The sequence below is a fragment of the Alteromonas sp. IB21 genome, from assembly GCF_016405965.1.
In the GTDB taxonomy this organism is placed as follows: domain Bacteria; phylum Pseudomonadota; class Gammaproteobacteria; order Enterobacterales; family Alteromonadaceae; genus Alteromonas.
On sequence record NZ_JAEFCD010000008.1, the window covers coordinates 1 to 15,510 of the forward strand.

Annotated in this window: 12 protein-coding genes; 7 read left to right on the top strand and 5 right to left on the bottom strand. The window is 44.9% G+C overall.

Features of this window, described 5'->3' with window-relative positions:
• Positions 1-134: 134 nt before the first annotated feature.
• The 4 genes from JC525_RS07190 to JC525_RS07205 form a co-directional block, all read right to left on the bottom strand.
• Complete coding sequence (locus JC525_RS07190; RefSeq protein ID WP_198815209.1) at positions 135-1,571, bottom strand: diguanylate cyclase; 1,437 nt, start codon at positions 1,569-1,571, stop codon at positions 135-137.
• 98 nt (positions 1,572-1,669) lie between these two features.
• Positions 1,670-2,905: a kynureninase gene (gene kynU, locus JC525_RS07195; RefSeq protein WP_198815210.1), complete on the bottom strand. Its 1,236-nt coding sequence runs from the start codon at positions 2,903-2,905 to the stop codon at positions 1,670-1,672.
• A complete protein-coding gene (locus JC525_RS07200; protein WP_233095044.1) occupies positions 2,898-4,088 on the bottom strand; it encodes an alpha/beta hydrolase family protein in 1,191 nt (396 codons plus the stop codon). Before JC525_RS07200 ends, kynU begins: the two co-directional genes overlap by 8 nt.
• A 92-nt stretch (positions 4,089-4,180) precedes the next feature.
• Complete coding sequence (locus JC525_RS07205; RefSeq protein ID WP_198815211.1) at positions 4,181-5,356, bottom strand: thiolase family protein; 1,176 nt, start codon at positions 5,354-5,356, stop codon at positions 4,181-4,183.
• 350 nt (positions 5,357-5,706) lie between these two features.
• Between JC525_RS07205 and JC525_RS07210 the strand changes: the two genes are divergently transcribed.
• The 7 genes from JC525_RS07210 to JC525_RS07240 all read left to right on the top strand — a co-directional run bounded on the left by JC525_RS07210 (position 5,707) and on the right by JC525_RS07240 (position 14,320).
• Positions 5,707-6,114, top strand: coding sequence for a MerR family transcriptional regulator (locus JC525_RS07210; protein ID WP_198815212.1), 408 nt, complete (start codon positions 5,707-5,709; stop codon positions 6,112-6,114).
• Positions 6,111-7,280, top strand: coding sequence for an isovaleryl-CoA dehydrogenase (locus JC525_RS07215; protein ID WP_198815213.1), 1,170 nt, complete (start codon positions 6,111-6,113; stop codon positions 7,278-7,280). Before JC525_RS07210 ends, JC525_RS07215 begins: the two co-directional genes overlap by 4 nt.
• 231 nt (positions 7,281-7,511) lie before the next feature.
• Positions 7,512-9,119, top strand: a complete 1,608-nt coding sequence (locus tag JC525_RS07220; protein WP_198815214.1) for a carboxyl transferase domain-containing protein — start codon at positions 7,512-7,514, stop codon at positions 9,117-9,119.
• 11 nt (positions 9,120-9,130) lie between these two features.
• On the top strand, positions 9,131-9,931 hold the full coding sequence (locus JC525_RS07225; RefSeq protein WP_198815215.1) for an enoyl-CoA hydratase/isomerase family protein: 801 nt from the start codon (positions 9,131-9,133) through the stop codon (positions 9,929-9,931).
• Positions 9,921-11,933, top strand: a complete 2,013-nt coding sequence (locus tag JC525_RS07230) for an acetyl/propionyl/methylcrotonyl-CoA carboxylase subunit alpha (RefSeq protein WP_198815216.1) — start codon at positions 9,921-9,923, stop codon at positions 11,931-11,933. The genes JC525_RS07225 and JC525_RS07230 overlap by 11 nt, the downstream gene beginning before the upstream one ends.
• Before the next feature lie 4 nt (positions 11,934-11,937).
• Complete coding sequence (locus JC525_RS07235; protein ID WP_198815217.1) at positions 11,938-12,834, top strand: hydroxymethylglutaryl-CoA lyase; 897 nt, start codon at positions 11,938-11,940, stop codon at positions 12,832-12,834.
• A gap of 508 nt (positions 12,835-13,342) precedes the next feature.
• Entirely contained in the window at positions 13,343-14,320 is a 978-nt protein-coding gene (locus JC525_RS07240) for a transposase (RefSeq protein WP_198815218.1), read from the top strand.
• A 4-nt stretch (positions 14,321-14,324) separates the two neighbouring features.
• Here the strand turns inward: JC525_RS07240 and JC525_RS07245 are convergent, their stop codons facing one another.
• Positions 14,325-15,479, bottom strand: coding sequence for an MFS transporter (locus JC525_RS07245; RefSeq protein WP_198815219.1), 1,155 nt, complete (start codon positions 15,477-15,479; stop codon positions 14,325-14,327).
• Positions 15,480-15,510 lie beyond the last annotated feature (31 nt).

Consider the following 15,510-nt stretch of genomic DNA (forward strand, 5'->3'; position numbering starts at 1 on the left):
CAACTGCTACCATGGTTGTTTGCTAAGCGCTAGGTGGGATTACCGGACGCTTACAATTCAACAGTAGGTGCGTGCAGTATTGCTGAGCGTTCACGTTGAATCACCGCAGTAAGTCTTGCAGTGGGGATGCTTTTTTACTGCGCTATGCTTACGGTTCCGAAACCCTGGCGTTTTGACTGATACAGAGCTTTAATAGTGCGTTCCATCCATTCGGGAAATTCTTCAGATTCTTTGAGTTCAGACATACCGATCGCCACGCTGAAATTTTCACTTAGCTGGTAATGACCCGTGAGGCAGGCAAGCAACCTATCTGCAAGTATTTTCGCCGCGTCTAACTCAGTTTGCGGGCAAAGAATGATGAATTGCTCTCCGTTAAACCGAGATACCACATCTACTTCTCTTACCGTATTCAAACAGTGATTAGCGACGACTTTCAGTGTTTCTTCTCGCGCCGACGCGTCAAGAGGAAGCCCTCCCTCTTGGGTTGGCGTTAACTCTAGGATAATGAGTGAAGCGGTGGTATGAAAACGATTGAACCGAGAAATTTCTTCCTCTGCCCGCTGGATCATATGGTTGCGGTTATACAATCCAGTAATCGTGTCGTGAGCGGTGAGGAAGCCCAACGTTCTGTTTTTCTCCAGCAGCGTCGCCTGTAGTGCGGCTATTTCTTCGTTTTTCTGGCTTATTATCCGTTTATAGCCACCCACGTGCCGATTTCGTGATATCAGCCAAAGTAAGCTTATTAACACGATGATAGTGGTCAATATCATCACAGAATAATTGCGGCTGTAGCGAATTTGAACATTGTTCCATTGTTTATATATTTCCACCTTCCGAGCTTCAGGAATACGCTCAATAGCAAAATTCAATTTTTCGACCAAATGACCGTAAGATTTATTGACGCCAAAGGCTAAAGAGTCAAATGGCTCCGCATAACCAACAATATTTAAGTCCTCTAATTCCAAATTATTAATGTGCATATTAACGCTCATCAATGACCCCACCATGACATCGAACTCATCGTTTTCGAGTTGTTTTAAGCCCTCCTCTTCTGACGGAATAAGCTTTAAACGAAGCCCTGGATAATGCCGAGAAATATATTCTACCTGCCTGTAACCTTGAACAATGCCAACACTGCGATTTCCTACACCTGAATACCCCTGCAGCATAGGCGTACCGGCCTTTGCCACAAGTACATTGGGCGCTTCAAAATAGGGAATGCTAAAATCTAAAAATTGTTTTCGGTAGTCGGAAGTATTCAACATAGGAATAATCTGACATTCCCCTCGTTGAACATATTCTAAGCTTTGCTGCCAACTGTCGGTTCGAACCAGGGTGAATTCCAAGCCGGTAATATCGGCAATTAATTTCATATATTGCGCCGAAATACCAACGTGCACTCCATTTCTTATGGCTTCATAGGGCGCCCAGTTTGGGTCGATACAGTAAGTAACTTCTTTGGAGGATGCGGATGGAGCTTGCTCTTCGGGCGCAGCGTGTAAAAGCGCACTGAAAAAGCTTGCTCCTACACAGAAAAAATGAATCCAAAGACGCTTTTCTATTTTTTTCAACCACACACCCAATATTGACCAAAAACAACGACAATCGCGAAGTATTAAGCGTTATTGCTTAAATTGCAATTAATAAGCGGACGAACGCGTCTAATCGCTTAGGTAACACTCTGTCTTTGCTGGAAAGTAGCGTTTTCGTAGCGTTTTTCGACCATGATGTCGCTAAGCGTTTTTACTGCTTTTTCTACATTAGTGAAGCTAAGGTAAAGAGGAGCAAACCCGATACGTAAGATATTAGGCGCTCTAAAATCGGCAATAACGCCCTCCGCTATCCATGCTTGGCAAATCGCGTATGCCTCGTCATGAGCAAGGGCAAGCTGACTCCCCCTTACATCTATAGGCGGGCTAACCAGGCTGAAATATTCTAACACGCCAGCCCTTTTTGCCTCTGCAATGAAAAAAGCCTGAAGCTTCTTTGATTTTTCATCGACAGCCTTGAGCGACACGCCGTCAAACACATCTAACGCCGCATCTAAAATACTCATCCCAATAACACCTGGCGTTCCACATAAATTCTGCTTTACCGTGCTATCTGGTGCGTAGTCTGGAGAAAATGAAAAAGGAGCGCTATGTCCCATCCAACCGGACAATGGTTGCTTGTACTGTGCTTGGTGGCGCTCGGCAACGTAAATAAATGCAGGGGCGCCTGGACCGCCGTTTAAATATTTGTAGGTGCATCCTACTGCAAAATCGACTTCACACTCGTCAACAAAAACTGGAAACGCACCGGCACTGTGGGCGAGATCCCATAACGTTAAAATGTTCTTATCGTGTGCCTGCGCTGTAATGCTTTGCATGTCTAGTTTAAGGCCAGTTCTAAAATTTACCTGCGTGAGCATGAGGACTGCTATATCATCAGATAGCTGAGAGCCGATATTCGATTCATCGATATAGCGAACACTGTATTCATCGCCTAACAGTTCGAGCAACCCTTGGACCATATAGATATCAGTTGGAAAATTATCACGCGTAGTAGCAATGACTTTTCGCTCGGGCCGCATTTTTAACGCAGCGCTAAGTACTTTAAATAAATTAATAGAAATTGAGTCACAGCAAATAACCTGCCCGCTCCTAGCGCCAATTAAATACCCAATCTTGTCACCCACGTGCTGCGGCAAAGAAATCCACTGATGCTTGTTCCAGCTTGTGATGAGGTCTTGCCCCCATTGCTGTTTCACTACTTCGCTTGCGCGCGCTTCAGCTGACTTAGGTAGAGGACCAAGCGAATTCCCATCAAGATAAATGGTGTCATTTGGCAGAGAGAACGCGCCTACTTTTTTAGCAAGCGGATCTTTGTTATCAAGCTGCTCTGCGGAAAAAACCTTGTTAATCATGTTCACCAATAACCTCAAGTAAAGCATCAAAAGACGTGGATTCAGGGTGTAGCCAATCAAAGTGGCCACCATTATTTATTATTCGTTTTTCTGCCCCCGCCATTGTAGCGTGCTGTAACGGCACAATGCTATCTGCATCACCTTGAAGCAATACAACCGGCGTATGAATGAGCGTCGCGCTTGGCGTCGCCTTCTGATAAGCGTCTGGATTTTCAAGCGGCTCACTCTTCATAAACTTTTCGGTCGCCGTCTGACAGCTGTTAGTGCCAAGAGCATATGAGCGGATATCGGTTATTGACGCCAATCCAATGACTTGTTGCACTTTATAGCGTGCCAACTGTTCTGACATACGTTGCGCAGCGAGCAAGGCAAGATGGCCACCGGCAGAATGGCCCACGATAAATATTTCTGAATAGTCACCTTGTAACGTAATACGTTCAAGTGAAGTATTTATTGCATTAACTACATCATCAAGGCTTCCCGGCCAGCCACCACCTTCATCGCCTACTCGCCGGTATTCCATTACGTAGACACCCATCCCTAAATCCGCCAACGCGCTATACATACCCTTAGCATGCTCGTAGCCATATGCATTTAGCCAACAGCCTCCATGCACAAACACCATTGCTTTCCCGCTTAAGCCCGTGTCTAGCCCATTACGCCCATGCCAAACATAAACACGCTGCAAGGTTTCTGAGCCATAGGTAAATTGCTCATCATGTTCTCGCATTGGCAAGACACCCAACGCTGCATAGGGCACTTGCGTTAACTTTTCGTTCTGTACGGCCGCTTTTTCTTCGCTATTAACATTGAGGCTTTTTGAGTGGGTGTCTTCTTTATAGTTAGCTTTATCGTGGGTGTCTTTTGTAGAAAAAGCCGATGACCTGCTGTCTGCATTTGTGTGGTATGCAACGTTCGAAAGCTTCACCGATGCGTCATTTCTGCTATGACCTAATAAACTGTTTGAGCCCGTGCGTTGGGTGTCATTGTAAAACGACATTGCTGGTAGTGTTTGTGAAATGGTAAAAGAAGGAATATCTGCGAGATTAGCTACGTTCACATCAGATTGTGTCACCATGGATTGATGCGGAGACATCTGCGGTAAAGCAACAGCAGACTTTTGAACGATACAAAGCGCTATTGAAAACCCCAAATGCTTAGACGTTTTGGCTATACTTTTCATGACTTATAATTTTTTCTCTTATTAAAACACAGGATGCCGCAAAAATAGCGGCACCCTACGATTAAATGTTTTTCATGTAAGCCAATTTTGAGCTATAGCATTTCAACAGCAAGGGCAACCCCTTCGCCACCGCCAATGCATAGAGATGCGATACCTTTACTAGCATTTTTTTGTTTTAAAGCGTGAAGAAGCGTTACAAGAATGCGCGCGCCTGATGCACCAATTGGATGGCCTAATGCACATGCCCCGCCTTTTACATTCACTTTGCTTTCATCAAGCCCTAGTTTTTTAATCGCCAGCATAGTGACCATGGCAAACGCCTCATTAATCTCAAATAGATCAACGTCCTCTTTTTTCCAGCCTGCTTTGTCTAATACCTTTTCCATTGCTCCAACAGGGGCAACAGTGAAGTTTTCCGGTTCAATGCTGTGTGTTGCATGCGCAACGATTCTCGCAAGCGGGGTTAAACCTAATTCTTTCGCTTTACTCTCACTCATAACAACAAGAGCGGCAGCACCATCAGATATTGAACTAGAGTTTGCAGCCGTTACTGTTCCATCTTTTTTAAAAGCCGGTCGTAGCGTAGGAATTTTTTCAGGGCGTGCAGAGCCTGGGCCTTCATCAGTGTCAACAACAGTATCACCTTTACGAGAAGAAACCGTAACCGGTACTATTTCGTCAGTAAAAGTGCCGCTGTTTATCGCTTCGTGGGCTTTAGAAAGTGAGCTCAATGCAAACTCGTCCATTTCCCCGCGAGAGATATTCTCTTCATCCGCGGTATCCTGTGCAAAACACCCCATCGCTTTACCGTCATAGGCATTTTCGAGACCATCAAGCATCATATGATCGAGCACTTGTCCATGACCCATTCGATACCCCGTTCTTGCCTGGGGTAACATATAAGGTGCGTTGCTCATGCTTTCCATACCACCCGCAACAACCGCAGTAGCACTGCCCGCTTTGATAAGATCATGTGCCATCATGACTGATTTCAGGCCTGACCCGCACACCTTGTTTATGGTTGTTACACCAGCGCTAAGCGGAAGCCCGGCTCCCAATGATGCTTGACGTGCTGGTGATTGACCAAGACCCGCTGGTAAAACACATCCCATTATAACTTCATCAATTGCAGAGACATCCACCCCTTCACAGGCGGCTTTAATCGCAACTTCTCCAAGTTTGGTCGCAGCCAACGAAGACAAGCTACCATTAAAACCGCCCATAGGAGTGCGTTTAGCCGCGACAATCACTACTGATTCATTACTCATACTCATGCCCTTCAAATTATTAAAAATCATAACGTTAAGTGAATAAAAACTCTCAGATGTATACAAAAGTAAACACCACTATTAGTTGTAACGTCTTGCCTTCACCGTGAAAAATTGACGTTAGCAAAATGTTACTTTACCTTAACGTAAAATGTAATTAACGTTAACGTAAACCTGTACGAAGTATGTGTCAACCAAACACTACGTTTAACTATAGCGGGATAAACCAGCTTCTTCGCTAGAACCAAAGTGCTATTGCAGTGACACCCTCTTAATCTACAGAACTAAATTACAATGACACCCAAGTTAAATACCAGCTGTTAAACAGCGCTAAAGACAAGGTACATGTAATGAGCAAGTGCGACGAAGAACAAACGTATGCAATAGGCGAACTCGCTCGAGAGTTTGACATTACTCCTCGCTCCATCCGATTTTATGAAGAGCAAGGGCTGATGTCTCCCTCAAGAACAGGGCAGAACCGTGTTTATCTCAATAAAGACAGAGTGCGATTGAAGCTTATTCTACGAGGAAAACGCCTAGGCTTTTCGTTGGCAGAGGTGAAAACACTTTTCGACATGTACGACACTAATCCAAATTCGGCTGTTCAGTTAGAAGCAATGCTTGAAATGACTGAACAAAAAAGAGCGGTGCTGAAGCAACAATTAGAAGACATCCAGATGTTAATGACAGAACTGGACGACGTCGAAGCCCGCTGCCGAGAAGAACTCGCAGAACTCAAACGAGGAAAAATTGCATGAATACCTCCTACCCTACATTAAATTTTGGACTTGGCGAAGACATTGAAATGCTGCGTGACCAGGTCTATCAGTTTGCCCAAAACGAAATTGCACCTCTTGCTGAACAAGCCGATGCTGACAATCAATTTCCGAACCAGTTATGGAAAAAACTTGGTGATATGGGCCTTCTAGGCGTAACAGTCTCAGAGCAATACGGTGGCTCTGACATGGGATACCTCGCGCACACCATCGCGATGGAAGAAGTTAGCCGAGCGTCTGGCGGTATTGGTCTTAGTTATGGCGCACATTCTAACCTTTGCGTAAACCAAATTTACAAAAACGGAAACGATGAGCAAAGAGAAAAGTATCTCCCTAAATTGGTTAGCGGCGAGCATATTGGTGCACTAGCAATGAGTGAGCCTAATGCAGGTTCAGATGTTGTCAGCATGAAATTAAAAGCCGAAAAACGCGGTGACAAGTATATTCTAAACGGTAACAAAATGTGGATCACAAATGGTCCAGACGCGCACACCTTTGTAATTTATGCGAAAACTGACCCTAATGCAGGCGCTAGAGGCATCACGGCGTTTCTAGTAGAGCGAGATTTTCCAGGCTTTAGCCGCGCACAAAAATTAGACAAACTCGGCATGAGATCTTCGAATACGTGTGAATTAGTTTTCGAAGATTGCGAGGTGCCTGCAGAAAACATCCTTGGTAAAGAAGGTGAAGGCGTGCGCGTATTGATGAGCGGGTTGGATTACGAGCGACTTGTTCTATCGGGTGGCCCGCTGGGTATCATGCAATCGTGTATGGACATTGTCGTTCCTTATATCCATGACCGCCAGCAATTTGGTCAATCAATAGGCCAATTCCAGCTTGTTCAAGGCAAAGTCGCTGATATGTACACGCAAATGAATGCTGCTCGTGCCTATGTCTACACGGTTGCACAATCCTGCGATCGCGGTGAAACAACGCGAAAAGACGCCGCTGGCGCTATTCTCTATTCAGCAGAACTTGCTACCAAGATGGCACTCGACGCAATCCAGCTACTTGGCGGTAATGGCTACATCAACGAATACCCCACAGGGCGTTTATTACGAGACGCAAAGCTATATGAGATTGGAGCAGGTACGTCTGAAATCCGCAGAATGCTTATAGGACGCGAGCTATTTAACGAATCTAAATAGCAGGATTAAACGGTGTCGACCTAAGTTTTATAGCTGGGTTGTTTTTAATATGAGTTAAAAACAACTTAGCAAGACACCCACGCTTTAAAGCGTTTAACAAACCTAAAGCATTACTCAATTAGAAAGACGAAATTACAAAGACACCCACTGCAACAGCATCTTTTGGCATGGGTGTCATGCTAACAATGGTTGATGCGGCAACGTCGCCGATGCCCAACACAAGGAGGGGTTATGCCCGTTCTTCGCTCAAGTATAAATACGAAATCTGAAACATTTATCGCTAACGCCGAGCATATGCAGGCACAGGTGAATGATCTCCTCGAAAAAATTGAACAAATATGCAAGGGTGGCGGCGAAAAAGCCGCCGAACGGCACGTATCACGAGGAAAGTTATTACCTCGTGACCGAATAAATGCACTCATTGATGACGACACGCCATTTTTAGAAATAGGACAGCTCGCCGCATGGGAAGTGTATGATGACTACGTACCCTGTGCGGGCGTTGTTGCAGGTATAGGTATCGTTGCTGGTATTGAGTGTATGATTGTTGCCAATGATGCCACGGTGAAAGGCGGAACCTACTACCCTCTTACGGTTAAAAAACACCTTAGAGCGCAAACCATCGCCGAGCAGAACAATCTACCTTGCATCTACTTGGTAGACTCGGGGGGCGCTAATCTACCCCGTCAAGATGAGGTTTTCCCAGATAGAGAGCACTTTGGCCGAATATTCTTTAATCAAGCCAATATGTCAGCGAAGAACATTCCTCAAATCGCGGTCGTCATGGGCTCGTGTACCGCTGGCGGTGCTTATGTTCCCGCCATGGCTGATGAGAGCATCATTGTAAAAGAGCAAGCGACTATTTTCCTTGGAGGCCCGCCTCTGGTGAAAGCTGCCACCGGCGAAGTAGTCACCGCTGAAGAACTCGGTGGTGGTGATGTGCACACGCGCATTTCTGGTGTTGCAGATCACCTTGCCAATAACGATCATCACGCCCTTTCACTGGCCCGAAATGCGGTCTCTCGGCTTAATCGGAAAAAGCCTGAATGCGCCGATGTTGCAGACGTTAAGCCCCCTCGTTACGACACTAAAGAGATTTATGGCATTGTGCCTGCTGACAGCCGTCAAACCTATGATGTACGTGAGATCATTGCTCGCATCGTCGATGACTCTGATTTTGATGAGTTCAAATCTCTATACGGCACAACGCTCGTTTGTGGCTTTGCACGTATCTTCGGTTTCCCTGTAGGCATCGTGGCTAATAACGGCATTCTTTTTGGTGAAAGTGCGCTTAAAGGCGCGCACTTTGTTGAGCTATGCGCTAAGCGCAAAATACCTTTAGTGTTTTTGCAAAACATAACCGGCTTTATGGTGGGTAAGCAATACGAACACGGTGGCATCGCGAAACACGGCGCAAAAATGGTTACAGCAGTAGCTTGCGCGAACGTGCCTAAACTCACTGTCCTTATCGGCGGTAGCTTTGGTGCGGGGAACTACGGGATGTGTGGAAGAGCCTACGACCCGAGGTTTTTATTCATGTGGCCTAATGCTCGTATCTCGGTTATGGGTGGTGAGCAAGCGGCAGGAGTTTTAGCTCAAGTCAAACGCGACCAAAAAGAGCGTGCTGGTGAAACATGGAGCAATGAAGAAGAAAGGACATTCAAACAACCTGTAATCGATACCTACGAAAAGCAAGGTCACCCCTACTACGCATCGGCAAGGCTTTGGGACGATGGCGTCATTGACCCTGCGGATACGCGTTTAGTGCTTGGGCTGTCTCTTTCGGCATCGCTCAACAAGCCTATTGAAGACACCCAATTTGGCATATTCAGAATGTAGGAGTACAGATTATGGAACAATCAGTTATTTATAGCGTAGATGAAAGAAACGTAGCCACGGTCACATTAAACAGACCAGAAAAGCATAATGCTTTTGACGATGAAATGATCAATGAACTCACCCGTGTGTTTAGAAAAGCAGGGGAAGATTCAACAGTACGAGCGCTTATTCTTAGGGCTGAAGGAAAAAGCTTTAGCGCTGGTGCAGATCTGAACTGGATGAAAAGAATGGCCAGTTTTACCAAAGAGCAAAACGAAAGTGATGCTTTAGCGCTAGCGGTAATGCTGCAGACACTTTACGAAATGCCAAAACCAACCATCGCCAGGGTTCAAGGTGCCGCTTTCGGTGGTGCTGTAGGTTTAATCGCCTGTTGTGACATCGCCATTGGAAGCAAGCTCAGTAAGTTTTGTCTAAGTGAAGTAAAAATTGGCCTTACCCCTGCGACCATAAGCCCCTATGTGGTAGAGGCGATAGGAACGCGCGTTAGCCGACGCTATTTCCAAACAGCAGAAGTATTCTCTGCCCGTCGGGCCCGACGACTGGGTCTACTTAGTGAGTCAGTGACCGAAGATGAACTCGACAGTACCATCGATAACCTTTTATCAAACATTCTCAAAAATGGCCCTCAAGCAGTGGCGAAAGCTAAGAGTTTAGTTCAATGGGTGTCTACGCAAGAAATTAACGACTCGCTTCTTTCAGAAACTAGCAAGCTGATTGCTGAAGTGAGAACGTCTGAAGAAGGTCAGGAAGGTTTATCCGCCTTCCTAGAGAAACGCAGTGCTTCGTGGGTAGAGGTGAAAAATGATAAATAAACTATTAATCGCAAACCGCGGTGAAATTGCTTGCCGCGTTATCAAGACAGCCAACGCTCAGGGCATCAAAACAGTTGCTGTTTACTCCGAAGCAGATAAAAACGCGCAACACGTAAAAATGGCAGATGAGGCTGTTTTTCTGGGGCCCTCACCGTCAAAAGAGAGTTACCTACGTGGCGAGTTAATCGTTGAAAAAGCCAAAGAACTCGGTGTAGATGCCATTCACCCAGGGTATGGCTTTCTCTCTGAAAATGCCGAGTTTGCGAACCTTTGTGCTAAGAACGATATTATTTTCGTGGGCCCACCAGCTTCTGCGATCGAAGCTATGGGGTCTAAATCTGCTGCGAAACACATCATGGAGCAAGCCGGCGTTCCCTTAGTGCCGGGCTATCATGGAGATGAGCAAAGCGAAGCTGTGTTAAAAGGCGCGGCTGATGACATGGGCTACCCGGTACTACTAAAAGCAGCTGCAGGCGGCGGTGGTAAGGGAATGCGTCAAGTCTGGAACGCAGATGAATTCTCGCAAGCGTTAAATGCAGCTAAACGTGAGTCAATGGCAAGCTTTGGCGACGATCATATGCTGGTTGAGAAGTATCTCACTCGTCCTCGCCACGTTGAAATCCAAGTTTTCTGTGACACCCATGGTAACGGTGTATACCTGTTTGAGCGCGACTGTTCAGTGCAACGCAGACATCAGAAAATTATAGAAGAAGCGCCTGCTCCTAATATGTCTCCCTCAGTTAGAGAAAAAATGGGTGAAGCAGCAATCTTAGCTGCAAAAGCAATAAATTATGTGGGTGCAGGCACCGTCGAGTTTTTATTGGATGAAGACGAATCTTTCTATTTTATGGAAATGAACACGCGTTTGCAGGTTGAGCACCCTGTTACAGAGATGATTACTCGCGAGGATTTGGTTTATTGGCAGTTAGTCATAGCCGAGGGTAAGCCATTACCTAAAAAACAAAATGAGCTTACATTAACAGGACACGCATTCGAAGCCCGTATTTATGCTGAAGATCCAAGTAACGAGTTCTTGCCTTCTACAGGCAACCTAGCGTTACTTCGTACGCCGAAAGAGACCGATGTTGTCCGAGTTGACACCGGCGTGGTTGAAGGCGATGACGTGAGCGTTTTCTACGACCCCATGATTGCGAAACTTGTTGTATGGGGCGAGAACCGAGAAATCGCACTAAAGCGCTTACTTAGTGCGCTGAGCGAATACTATATTGATGGCGTTAGTACAAATATCGACTTCCTAAAGCGAGTAGCTGGCCACCCTGCCTTCGTTTCTGCTGAACTTACAACTACATTTGTAGAAAAACATCATGATTCCTTGTTTTATTCAGCCGCAAGCGTTGACACCCACGAAAATATTCCAGTGATGGCGTTACTAGCATTATTACACAGAAAGAAAAATGCCAAGGATGCAGCTAAGACGCCATCTGTATGGTCAGGAGCAGGTGCTTGGAGAGCAAACAGTCAACATTCTGAATCCCTTACCTTACTGTGTGATCAGAAAGAAATGAATGTTGACGTTAAGCATCAAAGTGAAGGGGTAACATACAGTTTCGATTTAACCTTAGACGACAACAATTATAACGTAACTGGTTCGATTGCTGATGGCGTTTTACATGCCACCATCGATGGGTATAAAACGGCATATACATTTTCGGAAAACGATGACGAATATACGCTTTTTAACAAAGACACCCATTCTAAGTTCACCGTCATTTCCCCTTCCCTAGGCGATGAAAGTAACGCAGATGATGATGCGAACTTTAGCGCCCCAATGAACGGGACCATTGTTGCTCATTTGGTAGAAAAGAATCAGGCGGTTAAAAAAGGACAACCTATATTGGTAATGGAAGCGATGAAGATGGAGCATTGCATTACCGCACCTTACGATGGCTCAGTTGAGGAATTCTTCTTTCAACCGGGCGAACTCGTTGACGGAGGTTCAACCTTATTGGCTTTTTCTTCGAAAGAAGCTGACGAGGGCTAGCAGCATGTTTCCAAAAAAAGTAAGCATTGTTGAAGTGGGTCCACGTGATGGCTTGCAAAATGAAAAATTGGCATTAACTGCCTCTCAAAAAATTAAACTTATTGAGTTACTTTCAGATACAGGTTTGAAGCGCATAGAGGCCGGAAGTTTTGTATCACCTAAATGGGTGCCTCAGATGGCCAACTCCGGTGAAGTATTCAAAGCATTGAATGCACGAGAAGGAATTCAGTATTCTGCCCTCACACCGAATCTCAGAGGGCTAGAGGCTGCGATTGAGTCAGGAGTAAAGGAGGTAGCGGTATTTGGCGCAGCAACTGAGTCGTTTTCACAGAAAAACATTAACTGCTCAATAAGCGAAAGCTTAAAGCGTTTCGAGGCCGTGTTCAGCATGGCTAACGAAAATGACATAAAAGTGAGAGGCTATGTCTCGTGCGTAATGGGATGCCCTTACGAGGGTGAAGTTTCCCCCGAAGCTGTGTCTAAAGTAAGCAAATCAATGATTGATATGGGATGTTATGAAGTTTCTTTAGGCGACACCATTGGTGTAGGCACACCATTAAAAACGCGCCTCTTGCTAGAGAGCGTATTGAATGAGGTCACTGTCGACAAGCTGGCAGCACATTTTCACGACACATACGGACAGGCACTCGTAAATTTATACACTGCACTTGAGTATGGTGTATCAACTATTGACTCTGCTGTTGCAGGCCTTGGCGGCTGTCCATATGCAAAAGGAGCGAGTGGAAATGTTGCTACTGAAGATGTGCTCTATATGCTTGATGGCATGGGTGTCTCTACAGGAGTTGATATGAAAAGCTTGCTTAAGGCATCTTCATACATCTCTGACACACTGGGCCGCGCGCCTATTTCAAAGGTTGCTAATGCTCTACTCGCGAAATAGTTGTTGGGGATTGCGTGCTTGAAAACGCACGCTCCTCAATCATATAAGAGCCTACAAGCAAGCCAGTGCAAAAAACACTGGGTCAAGAGACACCCAACACAAATTTATTTTTTACAAGACACCCACTGTATAGTCGCTCTGGTGTTATTAGTGCTTTTGGTATGTTGGAAATTTCCACATGTAAGACATGGAATTCTGTTCTATAAAAGCAGTTAAAACGACGTTACGCTGGGTGTCTTTAATGTTTCTTTTCTTTACTACTAGCAATGGATGTCATTGTAATTCACTAACATTGGATGCATTAAAAGCTTCTATTTGCTTTATCACGCAACGTCGCTCAGACAACACAAACAATAGTGGGTGTCTTCTTTACGCTCAAACAATAGTGGGTGTCTTCTTTACGCTTTTTCTCGTTACATCTGTACTTAAACTGTGCTTTCAGTCAGGTCACAAGACGCACTAAACGTTGCTATGGTCATGCGACCCTATGTTTATTTGATAATGTAAAATGGCTCAAAGTAGAAAATCTTTAATAAGCCTTGAAGACACTCCCTATTATCACTGCATTTCACGGTGCGTTCGTCGAAGCTACCTTTGTGGCTATGATGCAAAAAGCGATGTTAGCTACGAGCACAGAAAGTCGTGGGTAGAAAAAAGGCTCCTGTTTCTAGGTAAAATATTCGCAATTGATATCTGTGCATATGCCGTTATGAGTAACCATGTGCACATAGTGCTATGTGTCGGCAAAAAAATGGCCCTCTCCTGGACTTTGGATAATGTATTGCTGCAATGGCATAAAATGCATAAAGGAACGCTACTTACCAGAAAGTATTTAAAAGGCGAATCGGTAAGTGAGAGTGAACTAAAAACAATACAAAACACTGCTGAAATTTACAGGAAAAGACTCCACGATATTAGCTGGTTCATGAGGAACCTTAACGAGTATATTGCCAGGAAAGCCAATACAGAAGATGGCTGTACAGGGCGATTTTGGGAGGGCCGATTCCGTTCTCAAGCCCTGTTGACTGAAAAGGCGGTATTGTCTTGCATGGCCTATGTCGATTTGAATCCAATACGAGCGAAAGCGGCCACTAATCTGCATGATTCCTTCTACACTAGTATAAACAGAAGATTGCGATACAACGCTAAAAGTGAGCGCATAAAAGTACTAATGCCGTTTAAACATCCCGCACTCGTTAACACTAATCGCATCATTAATTTTACTTTGGCAGATTATCGTGAGCTACTTAAGTCCTCAATAGACATAATGCATGGCAGTCTTTCATCTTCCAAAGTAACCAAACTCAACAGCACGTTGACAATGCTTGGTGTAAATCAACCCAACTGGCTCCAAATAATTACAAACTTTGAAAACACTTTTTCCTTTGCCGCGGGAGATCGTGAATCCATGATGCTTTTCAAGCAAAACACAAATAGAAAAAGAATAGCAAAACTCAAGTCTGCAGCTTCATGCTTCGACGGTTAGCCTGCTATTTTTCATTGGGTAGTATCGCCGTGGCTAAAATCGCTAATAAAAGCATTACCGCCATTATATAGACGACTGTAAAAGCTAGAACGGATGACAAAAATGCGTAAATCGCGCCAAAACCAAGGAGAATAAGCCCGATCGCCGTGTTAGAGAAGCCAACAAGTTCAGTTCTTTCATGCCCTTCCTTCACATCCAGGCTATATGTTTTCCTTCCTGTTCTAACTCCCGCGTGCGCTATCGATAACACAAAAAATAAAAGCGCCGATATGAAAATAGGCGTCGCCTCTAAGGAAAGTAGTCCAATGCATGCGATTAACGCTAGAACCCCAGAAACCTGAAGGGTGAGCTTTGCACTCTTATCTGCTATTTTGCCCCAGATTATCGACGATAGCAGCGCTGCCAATGCTTCAGCGCCAATATAAATCGGCAATAATTCTTGCACATCGCCGTTGCGCTCAGTCATGAAGTAGGGTGCAACCAACGCAGAGTGAACGAACAACCCTCTAACAAAAATAAATTTATAGACGGTAGAGTCGAAATTAACACTGAAAGAGTTACGTGACTTATCACCAGTATACACACGCGTTTTGATAGGCCATACACAGACTAAAGTCAAACTAAACGATAGCAGACTCGCACACAAGATGACTAAAAGCGTGTTTGAAGAAAACGCTCCTTCAAAAACAACGAGAGGTATAGCAATACATAAAGTTACCAGCCCCGAAATAGTCGAAGCAATTCCAATTAAATTACCTCGTTGCCCCTTTTTTACTACGTCTGCCTCAATGTCCTTGACCGTTAAAGAACACGCCGAACGACCTATACTGAGAATGACAAGGGACAGTAAAACACCTATCCCAGCTTTAAATCCAGAAAACAGAATCACGAATACTATAATTCCAACGATTGAGAAAGCTTGAATGAGCATACCTACACGCCAAACTTTGTGTCTATCCGCATGATTTCGAAGGTAAATACTTATGAGCACCTGAGGAAGAAGCGCGCCAGACTCTCGTATTGGCACCAACCAACCGATCATCCAAACAGGGGCGCCAACACTCACTAGAAGTGCTGTCAGCGTAGTTTTGGCGGATATTAAAAGGTCGGCTAATTTGTTGAGCGATAAGCCTAAGATGAGTCGTTTTTTTTGATTCATAGTTAGTAGAAGGAGACTCTTTATCACTGTT